The organism is Rheinheimera baltica (assembly GCF_030731985.1).
GTDB lineage: Bacteria > Pseudomonadota > Gammaproteobacteria > Enterobacterales > Alteromonadaceae > Alishewanella > Alishewanella baltica.
On sequence record NZ_JAPJDY010000006.1, the window covers coordinates 129,755 to 146,072 of the forward strand.

Consider the following 16,318-nt stretch of genomic DNA (forward strand, 5'->3'; position numbering starts at 1 on the left):
AAATTATCAGGATGATAAAATTGACGGCTGAGCAGAAAAAAGCAGAAAAATATGAGCGGCGCCAAGGACCCGATTTACTGTGTCGGGCTTTTAGCATTTTAGCGGTATTGGGCTGGCTACTGTTTATTGCAGGTATGGTTGTCGCGCATTATGCCAGCCCGGAGTTGGATACCGGGCTGGTACGCTATTGGGACATCGACATTCGAAGTGTTTGGCATCCGCGCTTAACCGCATATTTGCAATATTTGCTTTGGGCAGCGGCGATTGTCAGCGCTATTAGCTTAGTGCTAAATAGAGCGCGCTTAAGACGACGTGGTGATCATTTGCATTTTAATATTGTCATGCTGCTACTGGGCAGCATTGGCTTGTTGCTGTATTTGTATTTGCAGGTTTAACTACTGGTTACAATTCGCATGGCCGCAGTTAGTTTGCTTAGCTCGTCAGGGCTTATTATAAATGGCGGCATGATATAGATCAGGTTGTTAAATGGCCTGATCCAGACACCCAGTTCAACAAATTGCTGTTGCAGTGCAGCGACGTCGACTTTGCTGTGCATTTCCAGTACACCAATTGCGCCCAATACCCGCACGTCTTTTACTTGTGAGGAGAAACGACAAGGAGCAAGTTCTTGTTTTAATTGCGCCTCAATCATGGCAACCTTTTGTTGCCAGTGGCCTTGTTCAATAAGCTGCAGGCTGGCATTTGCAACTGCACATGCCAGCGGGTTAGCCATAAATGTAGGCCCATGCATTAAGCCGCCGGCGGCACTTAAGCTAATGCCACGGGCAACTTCATCGGTGCACAGTGTTGCTGCCAGCGTGATATAGCCTGCGCTTAGTGCTTTACCAACACACATTATATCTGGTGCAATATCGGCATGCTCGCAGGCAAATAGCTTACCAGTGCGGCCAAAACCTGTTGCTATTTCATCACAAATTAACAGTACCTGATACTGATCACATAGTGCGCGCGCGCGGCGTAAAAACTCTGGATGGTAAAAGCGCATACCGCCATAACCTTGAACAATAGGCTCAACAATTAACGCTGCAACTTCACTGTGATGCTCCACCAGCAATTCTTCCAATGGGGTAATGTCGCTTTCGATAAACTCGCCATCAAACCGGCTTTGAGGTGCAGGTAAAAAGTAATGTTGGGGCAGCAAGCTGGAAAACATGTCATGCATGCCATCAACCGGATCACACACTGCCATCGTTGCAAAAGTATCACCGTGGTAGCCCTTACGCAGGCTAATCAATTTTTGTTTCTCTGGCGTGGCGCTTTCCATCCAATACTGCAATGCCATCTTAATGGCGACTTCAACAGCGATTGAACCGCTGTCAGCCAGAAATACCTTGGTTAAATTTTGCGGCACCATTTGCAATAAGCGTTGGCACAACTCCACCGCGGGTGGATGAGTAATACCGCCAAACATAACGTGGGCCATTTTGCTTAGCTGTGTGGTAACAGCGTTATTAAGTATCGGGTGGTTATAACCATGTACTGCTGACCACCAGGAGGCAGTGCCATCAACTAAGCGCTGGCCGTTTTCCAGAATTAATTCGCATCGCTCGGCCGCTACAACAGGATAAACCGGCAGTGGGTCGATCATAGAGGTGTATGGATGCCAGATATGTTCGCGATCAAAAGCGATATTTATGCTCATTATTTAACCTGTAGTAAAGTTTTATTGCTGGTCAGCGTTGACAATGCATTGCCGGCGGTTAGACTAGCCGAAAACCTTTATAACCTCAATCTGAACAGGGATTAATATGCCGGCTGATGTACGACACGACTGGACCCTTGCGCAAGTTAACGCTTTGTATGCATTACCGTTTAACGACTTATTATTTCAAGCGCAAACCGTGCATCGTCAACACTTTACGCCCAACGAAGTGCAGGTAAGTACGTTGTTGTCCATTAAAACCGGTGCCTGTGCTGAGGACTGCAAATACTGTCCGCAAAGTGGCCATTACAATACTGGCCTGGAACGTGAACGTTTGCTGGAAGTAGAAAAAGTACTTACTCAAGCCAAAGCAGCAAAAGACAAAGGTGCGACGCGCTTTTGCATGGGCGCGGCCTGGACCAACCCTAAGCAGCGCGACATGCCTTATATTATTGAAATGGTGCAGGGTGTTAAAAACATGGGATTGGAAACCTGTATGACACTGGGCATGTTAAGTGGTGAGCAGGCGCAAACTCTGGCACAGGCCGGATTGGATTTCTACAATCACAATTTGGATACCTCACCTGAGTTTTATGGTGAAATTATCACTACCCGCACCTATCAAGACCGGCTTGATACCTTAACGCATGTTCGCGATGCGGGCATGAAAGTATGCTGTGGCGGTATTTTAGGTATGGGCGAAAGTGCTAATGACCGCTCAGCCCTGCTAATGCAGCTAGCGAACTTACCAGAGCACCCACAAAGTGTACCAATTAATATGCTGGTTAAAGTCGCGGGTACACCACTTGAAAATGTCGACGATTTAGATGCGTTTGAGTTCATCCGCACTATTGCTGTAGCACGTATTATGCTGCCGCAAAGCCATGTACGCTTATCTGCGGGGCGTTCACGGATGAATGAACAAATGCAGGCGTTGTGCTTCTTTGCTGGTGCAAACTCGATTTTCTATGGTGATAAACTGCTTACCACTGATAACCCCGAAGCCGATGCGGATATGCTGTTGTTTGCTAAACTTGGAATTAAGCCAGAACAGCGCCACGATGTGTCAGATGAAGCGCATGAACTAGCATTGGCCGATGCTATCAATGAGCAAGCCAACCCGCCATTATTTCACGCCGCAGGCTAAATGCAGACGTTAAAGTTACAGCGCCTTAAACAGGCGCTTGATGCGCGTGCAGAACAGCATTTGTTGCGCACGCCGCAAACGCTGCAACAATACAATGGGCGCGTGGTAACGGTTGCCGATAATGACTACCTCAATTTTTGCGGTAATGATTATCTGGGCCTTGCGACAGCGCCACAGGTACTACAGGCTTATGCTGACGGTGCACTGAAATACGGTGCAGGTAGCACGGGTTCGCCCTTAGTTACAGGCCAGCACGATGTACATCAGCAGTTATCCGAGCAGCTGTGCGAGTGGCTTGGTGCAGAGCGGGTATTGCTGTTCTCATCCGGCTTTTCCGCTAACCACGCTATGCTAACAACCTTGTGCGATAAACACGACACGCTGCTGTTAGACAAGCTGAGTCACGCGTCGCTAATTGATGGCGCCTTACATAGCAGTGCGCTGTTCAAACGCTTTGCGCACAATGATTACGCCGGGCTTTCGACCTTATTGCAACGCCATGCTGGCGCAATGGTGGTGACAGAGGGCGTGTTCAGTATGGATGGTGATAGCCCGGATCTGAATACGGTAAGTAATCTGTGTCAAAAAAACGGGGCAATGCTGCTGCTTGATGACGCGCACGGTTTAGGTGTGTTTGGCACTGAGGGGCGGGGCACAGCGGCTGAACAAGGTGTTCGCCGCGCTGAAGTATTTTGCACAATGGCAAATTTTGGTAAAGCACTAGGGGTTGGCGGGGCTTTTGTGGCCGGTAGCAAAACGGTGATCGATTATCTGGAGCAATTTGGCCGGCATTACGTCTACAGCACTGCATTATCGCCAGCGTTATGCGCAGCGGTAATAGCAAGTATCCACTTGTGTCGTGCCGATAACTGGCGCCGTGACAAGCTGCATTGCAATATTAGTCTGTTTCGCCGTTTAGCTTCTGATCTCCCCTTACTTGCGTCAAGCAGCGCAATTCAGGGCCTTGTACTGGGTAGCAGTGAAAAAGCACTGGCACTTAGCCAAAAGCTCAAAACTGCCGGCATTTGGCTTAGCGCTATTCGCCCGCCGACAGTGCCTCAAGGCAGCGCCCGTTTGCGTATAACCCTCAGCGCGCAACATGAAGAGGCCGACATTAAATTGCTGGTGCAAACACTAAGGCAATCGTTATGACAGCCCTAATTCGACATAGCACAGACGGTTTTTTATCCCAGGTTGCTGACAGTTTTAGTAAGGCGTGCGACAGCTACTTTTCTGCTGCGCGCCTGCAACAACAGGTAGCATTAGATGCATTAACCCGCTTGCCATCAGATCAGCAAGGTAAGTTGCTGGATATCGGCTGTGGACCAGGCTGGATCCATCCGCGTTTTTGTCACTTCAGCGCCAGTTTTAGCGCAGTAGATTTAAGCTCTGGTATGTTAAACAAAGCCGCACAGCAGGGCCTGGCAGAAAACTATATTCAAGCCAATGCTGCATCGCTACCAATACCTGATTGCAGCATTGATAAAATATTCTCCAGCTTGATGTTGCAGTGGTGCCCTGCACCTGACGCGGTTTTTGCTGAAGTGAGCCGGGTGCTTGCGCCGGGTGGGCGTGTTGTGATGACTACACTGCTAGATGGCACGCTGGCGGAGCTAAAGCAGGCATTTTCCAACATGGACAACCGTCAGCATGTAAATGCTTTTTTACGCGAGCAACAGGTGATGGCTGCAGCACTTGCTGCAACCGGTATGCACTGGCAATTTGAACGTCGCAGCTATGTATTGTATTACCCAGATGTGCAAAGCCTGGCGCGGGAATTAAAAGCACTGGGGGCAAATCAGGTTTCAGAGCGGGTAAGGCAAGGGCTTACCGGCAAAAATTATTGGCGGCAACTGGCAGAAGCCTACGAGACAAAGCGTGGTTTGCTGGGGTTGCCCGCGACTTATCAGGTACTCATCATCATGGGCTATAAAACAAATAATGAATAGCTATTTTATTACCGCAACTGACACCGATGCCGGAAAAACCTTTATAAGTGTTATGTTACTTAACGGTTTTAATCAACTAGGTGACAAAGCCATAGGTGTAAAGCCCATCGCAGCTGGCGCAGACGAGCAGGGACGAAATAGTGACGCGTTACTATTGCAACAACACTCTGGTATCGCGTTACCCTATGATGTGATAAATCCAATCTGTTTTCATGCGGCTGTAGCCCCGCATTTAGCGGCATTTAATGAAAACCAGGATATTGATGAAGCCTTGCTGTCTGGCAGTATGGCAAACTGGCAACAGTTGCCTGCCAATCAGTTACTTATTGAAGGCGCGGGAGGCTGGCTACTGCCATTAAGTGACAACCGCTATTTAGCCGATTGGGTCGCAGAACAACAGCTACCGGTGATAATGGTAGTAGGGATGAAGTTAGGTTGTTTAAACCATGCCATGCTAACGGTACGCGAAATTGCACGAAGTGGCTGTAAGCTGGTGGGCTGGGTAGCAAATTGCATTGACCCTGATATGGCGCTACTTGAGCAAAATATTGCTGATCTGTGTCAACGAATAACTGCACCTTGTTTAGCGGTAGTGCCAAATGCGCCGGATAACACTACATCAAAACAATTAGCGATAGATTTAGCAAGAAAACTACTATTGTGCCAACATGTCTGATAGTACGATGTTTTCAGCAAGTACCGTTTTAGTCCCGCCCTGAAACAGGTAACCTCCAGCAGTACCCAGCAGCGTAAGTTTATTGTCGCTACAGTGCAGCGCTGAACCTTCTGGTAAGCCAATAATAGGCGTTGTTGGATTAAGATGCATAAACTCGGCTAGACGCATATCGCGCGTTTCACCGTGAAAACCTTCCGGTGAAAAATTTTGGTAATGCGGGTTTAATTGCCATGGCAAAAAGCCTAACGCGTCAAATGAAGCGGGTTGAATTATTGGCATATCGTTGGTTGTTTTGATACTGGCACCAGCAATGTTTGCGCCTGCACTCCAGCCGATATAGGGTATGCCATTGGTTACGCGTTCCTTAATGGTGTCAATTATATCTAACTGATATAGTTGATAAAGTAAGTGAAACGTATTACCACCTCCCACACAGATAGCTTGAGCGTTTTGTAATGCAGTTTTGGGGTTTGTATGCTGATGAATACTGCTAACAATAATCCCGGTCGATTTGAAAGCCTGTTGTACTTTTAACAGATATTCGTCGTAGCTTGAGCGAACACCGGCATAAGGAATGAAAAGCAGCTCGTTTATACCCTGCAGTGCTTGTTTCACCCATGGCATATATGGCGCAAGATAGTCGCTGTTATTTACCCGTGAACTGCTCAGTAATAGTAATTGCATGATAACTCCCGTAATAAGTGCGCTATTGTAACGAAGACTTTCTTTGTCGACACCTTTTCTTACAAATTATCGTTGTGGTGGCAATTGAATTCCTAGCCCGAGCCCACATAATTCAAAGCAGTAAGCCAATTGAGGTAAAGCAGTATGAAACGCATATTTTTATTTTTAGCAACTAACCTGGCGGTGATCCTTGTGTTGAGTATCGTACTCAACATTGTGTTCAGTTTTCTTGGCGTTGATCGCAGTAGTATTAGTGGGTTATTGGTATTTGCTGCGATATTTGGGTTTGGTGGTTCATTTATTTCACTGGCAATATCTAAATGGATGGCCAAGCGTTCAACGGGGGCTGTGGTTATTGAGCAGCCGCGTAATGCCACTGAGCAGTGGTTAATGACTACCGTTGCCCGGCAGGCAAAAGCTGCTGGTATTGGTATGCCAGAGGTTGCAGTATACGACTCGCCTGAGATGAACGCCTTTGCCACAGGCATGAACCGTAACAACGCGCTGGTCGCTGTAAGCACCGGGTTATTACGTAATATGCGTGAAGACGAGGTAGAGGCGGTGCTGGCACATGAGGTATCGCATATTGCAAATGGTGATATGGTGACACTAACGCTGATCCAGGGAGTGGTAAATACCTTTGTTATTTTCCTTGCGCGTTTAATTGCCGGTATGTTGAATAACAATGGTAACAATAATCAGGGCGGTGGTATTGCCTACTTCGCCACAGTAATTGTGTTGGAAATGGTGTTTGGCGTACTGGCCAGTATTATTGTCATGTGGTTCTCACGTCAGCGTGAATATCGTGCAGATGCCGGTGCAGCTAAACTTGAAGGCGGACCAAACAAAATGGTAGCTGCTTTAGAGCGTTTGAAGCATAACCATGAAAGCCGGTTAGAAGGCAGCATGATGGCATTTGGTATTGCCGGTGGCGCTGCGAAGTCTGAACTATTTTTAAGCCACCCACCACTGGAAAAGCGTATAGCGGCTTTACGTGGTCAGTTATAATACGTGTTCCGTTTCAGCCCTTACGGGCTGAAACGAGCTTCACCTGGAATGGCGCTTAATCCTGTACCTTGCGGACAAATTCTGATTTTAAGCTCATGGCACCAAAGCCCTCTATCTTGCAATCAATGTCGTGATCACCTTCCACCAGACGGATATTCTTCACCTTGGTGCCAATTTTTACCACAGACGATGAACCTTTTACTTTAAGATCTTTAATTACGGTAACCGTATCGCCATCCTGCAGTACATTGCCTGCACTGTCGCGTATTTGCTGACCGTTGTTGTCTATTTCGTCACTAGCAGCCCATTCGTGGCCACACTCTGGGCAGTTTAATAAGGCGCCATCTTCGTAAGTATAGACAGATTGACATTTTGGACAGGCAGGCAAGGTATTCATTGATATTTCCTGAAATAGGGTGCGCAGGAGCACAAAAACGCAAATTATAACGCAAAGTATGCTCAATCTGTGACTATTGATCTGTTGAATAGTCACAATTCAGTAGTCTCTATGGTTAATAGGCTATTTTTTGCTAAGGTAACCACATTTGGCTAAAACGGAGTTGTTATGTTACCGCCACCTAAAACCGACATTTTTTTTCCTCCTAAGCGCATTCTAATGGGCCCCGGGCCATCTGATGTGTATCCACAGGTACTTGCAGCTCAGTCCAGGCCAACAATCGGGCATTTAGATCCACTGTTTATTGGCATGATGGATGAACTGAAATCGCTTTTGCAATATGCCTTTCAAACTAAAAATGACATGACTTTAGCCGTGTCTGCACCCGGCAGTGCTGGTATGGAAACGTGTTTTGTAAATTTACTGGAGCCGGGTGATACCGTTATCGTCTGTCGCAACGGCGTGTTTGGCGATCGAATGCGGCAAAATGTTGAACGCTGTGGTGCTGAAGCCATAGTGGTTGACAATGCATGGGGCGAGCCGGTAGATCCGCATGCTGTAGAGGCGGCATTGGTTGCAAACCCCAAAGCGAAGTACCTGGCATTTGTGCATGCAGAAACGTCAACCGGTGCGCTATCTGACGCTAAAACATTATGCGCATTAGCACGAAAGTTTGGTTGTTTATCCATTGTCGATGCCGTTACTTCTTTGGGCGGTGTTGAACTTAAAGTAGATGAGTGGGGCATTGATGCTATCTATTCTGGTAGCCAGAAATGCTTATCCTGTGTCCCGGGTTTATCACCGGTGTCATTCTCACCTGCAGCGGTAGAAAAAATTAAACAACGTAAAACAGTTGTTCAAAGCTGGTTTTTAGATCAAAGCCTGGTGATGAATTACTGGAGCGGCGGTGCAAAACGCAGTTATCACCATACTGCACCTGTGAATACGCTTTATGCACTGCATGAGTCGTTAAGATTATTGGCGCAAGAAGGATTGGAGAATGCCTGGCAGCGCCATCGCGATATGCACAAGATATTAAAACAAGAGCTGCAAAGACTTGGGCTAGAGTTTGTGGTTGCTGAAGAGTCACGTTTGCCGCAGTTAAATACCGTATATATTCCTAAAGGTGTTGATGATGCGGCTATTCGCAAACAATTGTTAGTACAATATAACCTGGAAATTGGCGCTGGCCTTGGCGAGTTTGCCGGAAAAGCATGGCGTATTGGTTTAATGGGTTACGCGGCGCGGCGGGAAAATATTGTCTTGTGTATTAAAGCCTTAGAAAACGTACTAGCTTAACAGCCTAAACAGGAGATTGGCCGTTTTTGTTTGGCGAGAGTTGCTGCTTCTGCTAAGTTGTGGCGACAAATAACCGACAATAACGAGGCTATGATGAAACTGCGTTATTCTATGCTTACCACCGCCTTAGTGGGCATGCTTTCTTTACCTTTGCAAGCCGTTCAGGGCTATTATCGCTCTGCGGTATTGCAGCAGGATAATCTGGTATTTACCGCTGAAGGCGATCTATGGTTGAGCTCGCTAAACAGCGAGCCGGCTCGACGAATTACCTCTCATCTGGCGGAAGAAACTCAGCCGTTATTGTCTCCCGATGGAAAAAATCTGGCTTTTGTTGCTAACTATGAAGGAGCCAGTGAAATTTATACGATGCCACTTTCAGGTGGTGTTGCTAAGCGGGTTACATTTGAAAATAGTCGTATACGCATTCAACAGTGGCTTGCAGACGGGCGCATTTTATATGCCACCGACAGTGCGGCAGGACCTTCAAATTACTGGCTGCTTAAGCTGGTCAGTCCCGACAATCTTAATACCGAAAAGTTGCCCTTGGCTGATGCGTCAGCAGGCTACATCGATGAGCAACACGGCATGCTGTATTTTAGCCGCTTTGGTCTGCAACTAACCGGCGATAACACCCAAGTATATCGAGGCGGTGCCATGGGGGAGCTATGGCGCTGGAAACTTAACAGTAAAGACGAAGCGAGCCAACTGAGCAAAGCCCATAAAGGCAGTATTAGTCAGCCCGTGTATTATGAAAATCGGCTGTATTTTGTTAGCGACGCTGACGGTAACAGCAATATTTGGTCGACCGATACAGATGGCAACGAGCTTACACAGCTAACGCAACATAAAGACTGGCGTATTGGCAGAATAAGTGTGTCGGCTGGCAAAGTTGTATACCAACTAGGCGCCGATTTGCAGGTGTTACACATCAGCAATAAAAGCACGGCGACATTGCCGCTGCAGCTAACATCTGATCTAGTGCAGCAACGAGAGCGATTGGTTGAAAAGCCGTTACAGTTCTTTAATTCGGCGTATTTTCATGCTCAACAAAGCAGTAGCAATAAAGCTGTTGTTACAGCCCGGGGCCAGATAGCACTAACAATGACCGGTAAACAACGACTGGTGCAAATTGATACGCCAGCCAATAGCCGCTCTCGTGAAGCCATACTGTCTAAAGATGGTAAATGGGTGTATGCCATTAATGATCAAACCGGTGAGCAGGAAATTTGGCAATTTGCTGCTGATGGTAGCAATAAGGCTAAACAATTAACCAAAGATGAGCGTGTTCATCGTTGGCAGTTACGTTTATCCCCAGACGGTGAGTACCTTGCCCATGATGATAAAAACGGAGATTTGTGGTTACTACAGTTAAGTACGGGTAAAAATACCAAGATATACACCGGCGGTATTGGGCTGTCAGAATATGAAGATATTACCTGGTCTGCTGACAGTAAATTGCTGGCATTCACCTTCAACGGTGCATTAAATGAACGCCCGCGTGTTGCTTTGTATAATCTGGACGATAAGCAAAGCGCACTGATAACATCTGACAAGTATCCGTCATTTTCACCAGCATTTAGCCCTGATGGCCTCTGGTTGTATTTCGCATCTGATAGACAGTTTACTGCAACGCCGGGGCATCCTTGGGGTGACAGAAACCTGGGCCCAATGTTTGACCGGCGCACTCAGCTGTTTGCGGTTAGCCTGAAACAACAAGCTTGCTTTGCTTTTAGACCAGAACAAGAGCTGGAACAGTGTGATGACAGCATAGCAAGCGCAAACCGCAGTGATAAAAAGGGCAGTTTAGTTGACTGGCAAGCACTTAACACGCGTTTGTGGCAAGTGCCGGTACCGGCAGGCAATTATGCAAAGTTAGTGGTAAATGACAAACGAATATACCTGTTGCAACGCGACAGTGCGCCAGGCAGCAAGAGTGCGTTAGGTCATATAGAGTTCAGCCGCACTGGAGCAAAAGTAGAACAGGTTGTCAGTGACATTGTGGATCACCAGCTGTCTGCAGATGGCAAGACGTTATTCATCCGTAAATCTGGTAACAATGGGGCCGGAGCAATGTATGTTGTCGAGGCTGGTGATAAGTTACCTTCTGATCTGGGTAAGCATAAATTAAACATTGATAGCTGGCAGTTAAAAATTAATCCGGTTGATGAATGGCAGCAAATGTTTGCCGATGCCTGGCGTTTGCACCGCGATTTTCTGTTTGATAAAGGCATGCGTGGTTTAGACTGGGCTGCCACTAAACAAAAATATCAACCATTGTTGGCTCGGGTGACAGACAGATTTGAATTAGACGACATTCTGGCGCAAATGATGGGGGAGTTAAATGCGCTGCATTCTCAAGTTCGCGGCGGAGATTATCGCGACGATAATTTAGCGGGGAAAGCCGCTAGTTTGGGGGCTGAATTTGATGTTATCGCAGGGCATATTATTATTCGTCATATTTATCGGACAGATCCAGAGTTACCTGAACAGGCATCACCGCTGGTTCAACCAGGCGTTGATGTGCAAATAAACGATAAATTGATAGCAATAAACGGACAGAAAGTAAACGACTTAGCGCAGTTAACTCAGGCACTTAGTAATCAAGCAGGGAAGCAAGTACTGCTTACCTTAGAGCGAGCAAAGCAACAAATTAATACCGTGGTTGAGCCCATAACAACCGGTCGTGACAGCTTGATGCGTTATCAGGATTGGGTAACTGCAAATCAACATGCCGTTGAGCAAGCAAGTAATGAGCGGTTTGGTTACTTACACCTCTACGCGATGGGGGCTGGTGACATTGCTAACTTTGCCCGGGAATTTTACGCTCAATATGACAAAGAAGGCTTAATTATTGATGTAAGACGCAACCGTGGTGGCAATATTGATAGTTGGATCATCGAAAAATTGCTACGTCGCAGTTGGGCGTTTTGGCAACCCACTCAAGGAAAGCCCTACACTAATATGCAACAAACGTTTCGTGGTCATTTAGTGGTACTGACCGACCAACTTACGTATTCCGACGGTGAAACTTTTTCTGCTGGCGTAAAAGCGCTGGGCCTGGGGCCATTAATTGGTAAGCGTACGGCAGGAGCTGGCGTTTGGTTATCTGGGCGCAATAGATTGTCGGATAACGGTATGGCGCGTGTTGCTGAGACTGCACAATTTGCTGCCGATGGGCGTTGGATCATCGAAGGATATGGTGTTGTGCCGGATACTGAAGTAGATAACTTACCGTACGCTCGATTTAACGGACATGATGCACAGCTTGATGCCGCTTTGGCATATCTTCAGCAAAGATTGCAACAACAACCCATATTGGAGTTGGATGCACAGTCAGTTAAGTTGCCGCAAGCGGCAGATATTAAACCCTAACACTACAGCCCGGACAAAACCTGCCGGGCTTTTTTTTATTAGTGCTTTGCATTTGGGCCAATGCCAGCTATGTTGAGTACAACAATCAGAGCAGGAAGTTTAATATGCCAATATCACCAATACTAAACGCAGAAATTCGTGTGCTTACTTTGTTTAACCTTGATAGTGCGATGGAGGGGATAAAAGTTCATCAAACTGCAGACGCTGACACCTTGGACGCCATTAAACGTTTGTACGAAAAAGGTTTGGTGACACAGGCTGATGGTGGCTACCTTACCGATCTGGGCATTCATTGTGCCGAACATTTACAAACCGCTCTACGTATTCTTAATACTTCGGCGCAGGATCTTTAGGCGTTTACTATTGCACTTAAGTTGTTTCTGCAACGACTTAAGTGCATGTGTATCGTTATTAAAAACGGCTTGCTCATAGCTAAGCGTCAGCAGGATTAACCAATCACGTTGTGTTGGATGTTGGGCTGACAATTGCCGCAAGAAAGCTGACATTGACTGGTTAGCCGCTTTAGATTGCAATAACTTGCCTAATTGACGTTGTATCAACAACGTTGCTGCGTGCGTGCTGTTTAGCGGTCGATTTCGCCACCAGGAAAAAACAAAACCGGCAAAGATCAATGCTAAGAGCGTTGTGAACGTTATCGCAATAAGGGTGATATGCTGGCGTAAATTGCGCCAAATCGCCTGCTGGTTGTTATCATTAAATCCCAATACCCACACAGACCAGTAGTAGTCCAGGTGCATTAACTGCAGACGCAGGTTTTGCAGCAATTCCAGCTCTAGCCAACCCGACATCAGCATTTGCTGTTGTTCTAAAGTTAAGGCTGATTCCAGACTATCAAGGATCCGTTCAGGTGCGACGGCGGCAGTGGGATCATATAAATGCCACTGATCTTCATACAAATATTCTACCCAGGCATGTGCTTCGCGCTGGCGCACGGCTAAATAACCTTGTTGTGGATGCCAGACACCGCCCTGATAGCCACCAACGACGCGTGCAGGAACGCCTGCTGCACGCAATATAAGTGCGGTTGCAGACGCGTAGTGACTACAAAATCCAGTACGGGTATCAAACAAAAACTCATCGATACTATTACTGCCAAGCATAGGTGGTGTAAGGCTGTAATAATAATCTTGTTGATTAAAATGTGCTGAGATTGCCTGTACCAGAGCGGCAGGCGTACTATGCTGTTTAGCCAACTGGCGGGCAAAGTTCAGTGTTTCAGCATTGCCCTCGGCTACATCAAGGTTAATGTCGCGTTCATTATCCGTTGCCTGAGCAATCAATGTATTCGCACCAGTTACCTGATAACTTATGCGTTGACTAACAGGTTTATTGCTTTTTATTAAGCCGCCGGAGCCAATATATACGTCGTTATTGACTTTAGAGGGCAGTGCTAGCGCAAACAAATTGTACTGCCGACTGGCTTCCGCGATAATACGATACTGCATATTATCGGTGTTACCCGTTGCAGTAATATTCGGCATTCTGTTTCTATTTTTACGCACTGCGTTGACTTGCCAACGGCGGCCATCAAAATCTTCATACAAGTATGACCGCCAGTAAAGTTGATCCTGACTTGGTGGTGCACCGTCAAATTCGGCTCTAAAGGCTAAGCTGTCATCCCGTACCAGTTGTTCAATACTTCCGGGATCCAATGTGTCACTTAGGCCAGAGCTGGCAATTTTAGCATTAGGTATTTGCCAAAATGGCGGTACGCGTGGAAACAGTAAAAACATACCAAGCCATAAAGGTAATATAATTAGCAAACTGCGCCCGGTTTGATGCCATTGCACCTTAACGGCAGATGGCGCGAATAAATAAAAGTGACTGTATAAATTTACTGTAAAGGCAAAGAATATAATCAACGCAACGAGCATGTCTTGGTGCATAACAAAACAGCTTCCAATCAAAAAATAGTGCACCCATACCAGTTGCCGCGCATCATAGCTGTGTTTAAGTGCGAGCAAACGGCAAATCGCTGCAAGCAGGAGTATTTGCAGCATAAAATTCAAAACGCCTGATTGTCGCAGGTTAAACATCAGAGCTATCGCAATGACAGCAGCTATCAGATTGACCAGTTTCAGCCCGATTGCTGGTCTGCCGCTAAGATGGGTAATTAACTTGTAGACCAGCATTGAGGCAAATAGCGCCATCATCCAAACAGCAAACGCTTGTTGCAACAGCAGTAAAATACCCAAATGCAACACTGCCCAAATGGTAACTAGCCTGGCAGGAATTAGCATAACGCCAACTCCTGCAAGCAACGTTGTAAATGTGTCGAACCAGAGGACTGTGGTAATGTCTGGTGGGGTAACTGCAAGCCGTACCGTTTACCCGTCTGTTCTAGCGTCAGCAATTGTTGGCAGGCTTGGCGCAAGGCACGTTCGAGAGCTTCACCTGTCAATGCCGGGACTACAACCCAGTTTGGTGCCGCCTGTGGTGAGGTAAGTTGCTGACGCACTACTGGATTAAAAGGATCGCGCGCCAATCGCTTCCAGACCATATGTCGAATGCTGTCTCCCGGGCGATAAGGCGTCAATGTATCACCGCTTTGAACCGTCGATTGGGGTTTGTCATCAATATCAACGTCGTTATCTTTTGTGATTTGTGCCATTGGTGTTGGGTACACCCAATATATTTGATCCAGTGCAATGTAACTCCAGGCGCGCCATAGACCAAATGGATACTGACTACTGATTTTTATCCGTGGCAAAGCGAATCTACCACGCTCTTTGCCGGTAAAACTGAAGCGTACACTACGCTCAAGTTGTGGCATGGTAATTAGTTGACTGTGTTGGACCAAACTAAACTGCAACATCATATGTTGTTTAGCCGAAGAAGTTAGGATCTCAGGTTCAATATCACTATTAACAAAGCCTTCTGCAGGTTTAGCTGTAGATAGTGTAAGGCCGCTCATATTCAAATAACACATTGTGATACTGAGTAAAAAAACACTAAGTAGTAAGTAGCACAATAATAAAATTAAATTATTTTGATAATTTGTGCCCAATAAATACATCAGAATAATGAGTAGAAAAAACCACCAGCCGTAGCGGGTTGGCAGAATAAAGATTAACTTTTGCACCAAGGTAACGGTACTGCCAGCAGGTTGCCGTTTATCTAAATAATTACTTACGAACTGCCAGTATCGTTGATACAACCGCTGCTTAAAATTTAGATTGAACATGGTGTCGCTTTCAGAATCAAGGTGCTTAAACGGCTTTCCTGCGCCGAAGAGGTCGGATCTAAACGGTGTTCTGCAACATATGGGAATACTTGTTGTACATCGTCAGCATTGACATAGTCACGGTTGTTAATTAATGCAAAGGCTTTAGCCGCACGTAATATGGCTTTTGATGCCCGCGGCGATAGTGGCAGCATATCATTGCGCTGACGACTCGCTTCTACCAGGGATAACAAGTAGTCAATTAAACTATCCGATGCATTAATTTGCGGTACTTGTTGCTGCAAGGTGCGTAACTGTTCTAAATCTAACTTTTCAGTTAACAACTCTAGCCGCGAGTTACTGCTGTCACGCTGCAATAACAAATGTTCAGCTTTACGATCAGGAAAACCCAGTGATAAACGAAACATAAAGCGGTCCAGCTGCGATTCAGGCAGGGCAGATGTACCAGCGTGAAACAACGGGTTCTGCGTTGCAATAACAAAAAACGGCTTCGGTAATGCCCGGGTTTCGCCATCGATTGAGACTTGTTTTTCTTCCATTGCTTCAAGTAACGCGCTTTGCGTTTTGGGGCTGGCGCGATTAATTTCATCAGCAAGCAGTACTTGACTAAATACCGGCCCTGCCTGAAAACGAAATTGTTGTGATCGGCTGTCGTAGATATTCATACCGACTAAATCACCTGGCAGTAAGTCACTGGTAAACTGAACCCGACGATAGCTCAAGCCTAAACTGTCAGCCAACGCATGTGCCAGAGTCGTTTTACCCATACCCGGTAGGTCTTCAAGCAATAAATGGCCTTCAGCTAACAGGCAGCATAACGCCAACCGGATCTGATGTGGTTTGCCCAGTATGACCTGATTTAGGTTACGTTCAACGTTATGTAACTGAGTTAACATGTCTAATCCTTACTACTTCGGG

15 protein-coding genes are annotated in these 16,318 nt (G+C 46.5%); 9 read left to right on the top strand and 6 right to left on the bottom strand.

Annotated elements, in window-relative coordinates; genetic code table 11:
* Positions 1-11 precede the first annotated feature (11 nt).
* Positions 12-395, top strand: a complete 384-nt coding sequence (locus ORJ00_RS11585; protein WP_306126686.1) for a hypothetical protein — start codon at positions 12-14, stop codon at positions 393-395.
* Here ORJ00_RS11585 and bioA read toward each other — a convergent pair.
* Positions 392-1,663 (bottom strand): adenosylmethionine--8-amino-7-oxononanoate transaminase, encoded by a 1,272-nt coding sequence (gene bioA, locus ORJ00_RS11590; RefSeq protein ID WP_027672891.1) that lies wholly within the window; start codon positions 1,661-1,663, stop codon positions 392-394. The two genes, ORJ00_RS11585 and bioA, sit on opposite strands and share 4 nt — an antisense overlap.
* Positions 1,664-1,769: 106 nt before the next feature.
* On the opposite strand from bioA, the gene bioB reads away from it, so the two are divergent.
* The 4 genes from bioB to bioD are packed head-to-tail and all read left to right on the top strand — an operon-like array spanning position 1,770 to position 5,435.
* Positions 1,770-2,810 carry a biotin synthase BioB gene (bioB, locus tag ORJ00_RS11595; protein WP_027672892.1) on the top strand — a complete coding sequence of 347 codons (1,041 nt, stop codon included), beginning with the start codon at positions 1,770-1,772 and terminating at the stop codon, positions 2,808-2,810.
* A complete protein-coding gene (locus tag ORJ00_RS11600; RefSeq protein WP_306139924.1) occupies positions 2,811-3,962 on the top strand; it encodes an aminotransferase class I/II-fold pyridoxal phosphate-dependent enzyme in 1,152 nt (383 codons plus the stop codon). It begins immediately after the preceding gene.
* Positions 3,959-4,759 (top strand): methyltransferase domain-containing protein, encoded by an 801-nt coding sequence (locus ORJ00_RS11605; protein WP_306139927.1) that lies wholly within the window; start codon positions 3,959-3,961, stop codon positions 4,757-4,759. Before ORJ00_RS11600 ends, ORJ00_RS11605 begins: the two co-directional genes overlap by 4 nt.
* The gene (bioD, locus tag ORJ00_RS11610; RefSeq protein ID WP_306139928.1) at positions 4,752-5,435 is read left to right on the top strand and encodes a dethiobiotin synthase; all 684 of its coding nucleotides are present in this window, start codon (positions 4,752-4,754) and stop codon (positions 5,433-5,435) included. Before ORJ00_RS11605 ends, bioD begins: the two co-directional genes overlap by 8 nt.
* Here bioD and pepE read toward each other — a convergent pair.
* On the bottom strand, positions 5,415-6,119 hold the full coding sequence (gene pepE / locus ORJ00_RS11615) for a dipeptidase PepE (protein WP_306139930.1): 705 nt from the start codon (positions 6,117-6,119) through the stop codon (positions 5,415-5,417). The genes bioD and pepE overlap by 21 nt on opposite strands.
* 144 nt (positions 6,120-6,263) lie before the next feature.
* Here pepE and htpX point away from each other — a divergent pair, with 144 nt between their 5' ends.
* On the top strand, positions 6,264-7,127 hold the full coding sequence (gene htpX, locus ORJ00_RS11620; protein WP_027672897.1) for a protease HtpX: 864 nt from the start codon (positions 6,264-6,266) through the stop codon (positions 7,125-7,127).
* 55 nt (positions 7,128-7,182) lie between these two features.
* On the opposite strand, the gene ORJ00_RS11625 is transcribed toward htpX, so the two are convergent.
* Positions 7,183-7,524: a zinc ribbon domain-containing protein YjdM gene (locus ORJ00_RS11625; RefSeq protein WP_306139932.1), complete on the bottom strand. Its 342-nt coding sequence runs from the start codon at positions 7,522-7,524 to the stop codon at positions 7,183-7,185.
* Between the two features lie 168 nt (positions 7,525-7,692).
* Here ORJ00_RS11625 and ORJ00_RS11630 point away from each other — a divergent pair, with 168 nt between their 5' ends.
* From ORJ00_RS11630 to ORJ00_RS11640, 3 genes are all read left to right on the top strand, one after another.
* Positions 7,693-8,823: a pyridoxal-phosphate-dependent aminotransferase family protein gene (locus tag ORJ00_RS11630; protein WP_306139933.1), complete on the top strand. Its 1,131-nt coding sequence runs from the start codon at positions 7,693-7,695 to the stop codon at positions 8,821-8,823.
* A gap of 90 nt (positions 8,824-8,913) precedes the next feature.
* Positions 8,914-12,195 (top strand): S41 family peptidase, encoded by a 3,282-nt coding sequence (locus ORJ00_RS11635; RefSeq protein WP_306139934.1) that lies wholly within the window; start codon positions 8,914-8,916, stop codon positions 12,193-12,195.
* Positions 12,196-12,299: 104 nt separating this feature from the next.
* The gene (locus ORJ00_RS11640; protein ID WP_027672902.1) at positions 12,300-12,548 is read left to right on the top strand and encodes a TIGR02647 family protein; all 249 of its coding nucleotides are present in this window, start codon (positions 12,300-12,302) and stop codon (positions 12,546-12,548) included.
* Here the strand turns inward: ORJ00_RS11640 and ORJ00_RS11645 are convergent.
* Genes ORJ00_RS11645 through ORJ00_RS11655 form a run of 3 tightly spaced genes read right to left on the bottom strand, consistent with a single transcriptional unit; the run spans position 12,513 to position 16,296 of the window.
* Entirely contained in the window at positions 12,513-14,456 is a 1,944-nt protein-coding gene (locus tag ORJ00_RS11645; RefSeq protein ID WP_306139936.1) for a transglutaminase TgpA family protein, read from the bottom strand. The two genes, ORJ00_RS11640 and ORJ00_RS11645, sit on opposite strands and share 36 nt — an antisense overlap.
* On the bottom strand, positions 14,450-15,400 hold the full coding sequence (locus ORJ00_RS11650) for a DUF58 domain-containing protein (protein ID WP_027672904.1): 951 nt from the start codon (positions 15,398-15,400) through the stop codon (positions 14,450-14,452). The genes ORJ00_RS11645 and ORJ00_RS11650 overlap by 7 nt, the downstream gene beginning before the upstream one ends.
* Positions 15,388-16,296, bottom strand: a complete 909-nt coding sequence (locus tag ORJ00_RS11655; RefSeq protein ID WP_305974522.1) for an AAA family ATPase — start codon at positions 16,294-16,296, stop codon at positions 15,388-15,390. The genes ORJ00_RS11650 and ORJ00_RS11655 overlap by 13 nt, the downstream gene beginning before the upstream one ends.
* Positions 16,297-16,318: the final 22 nt, after the last annotated feature.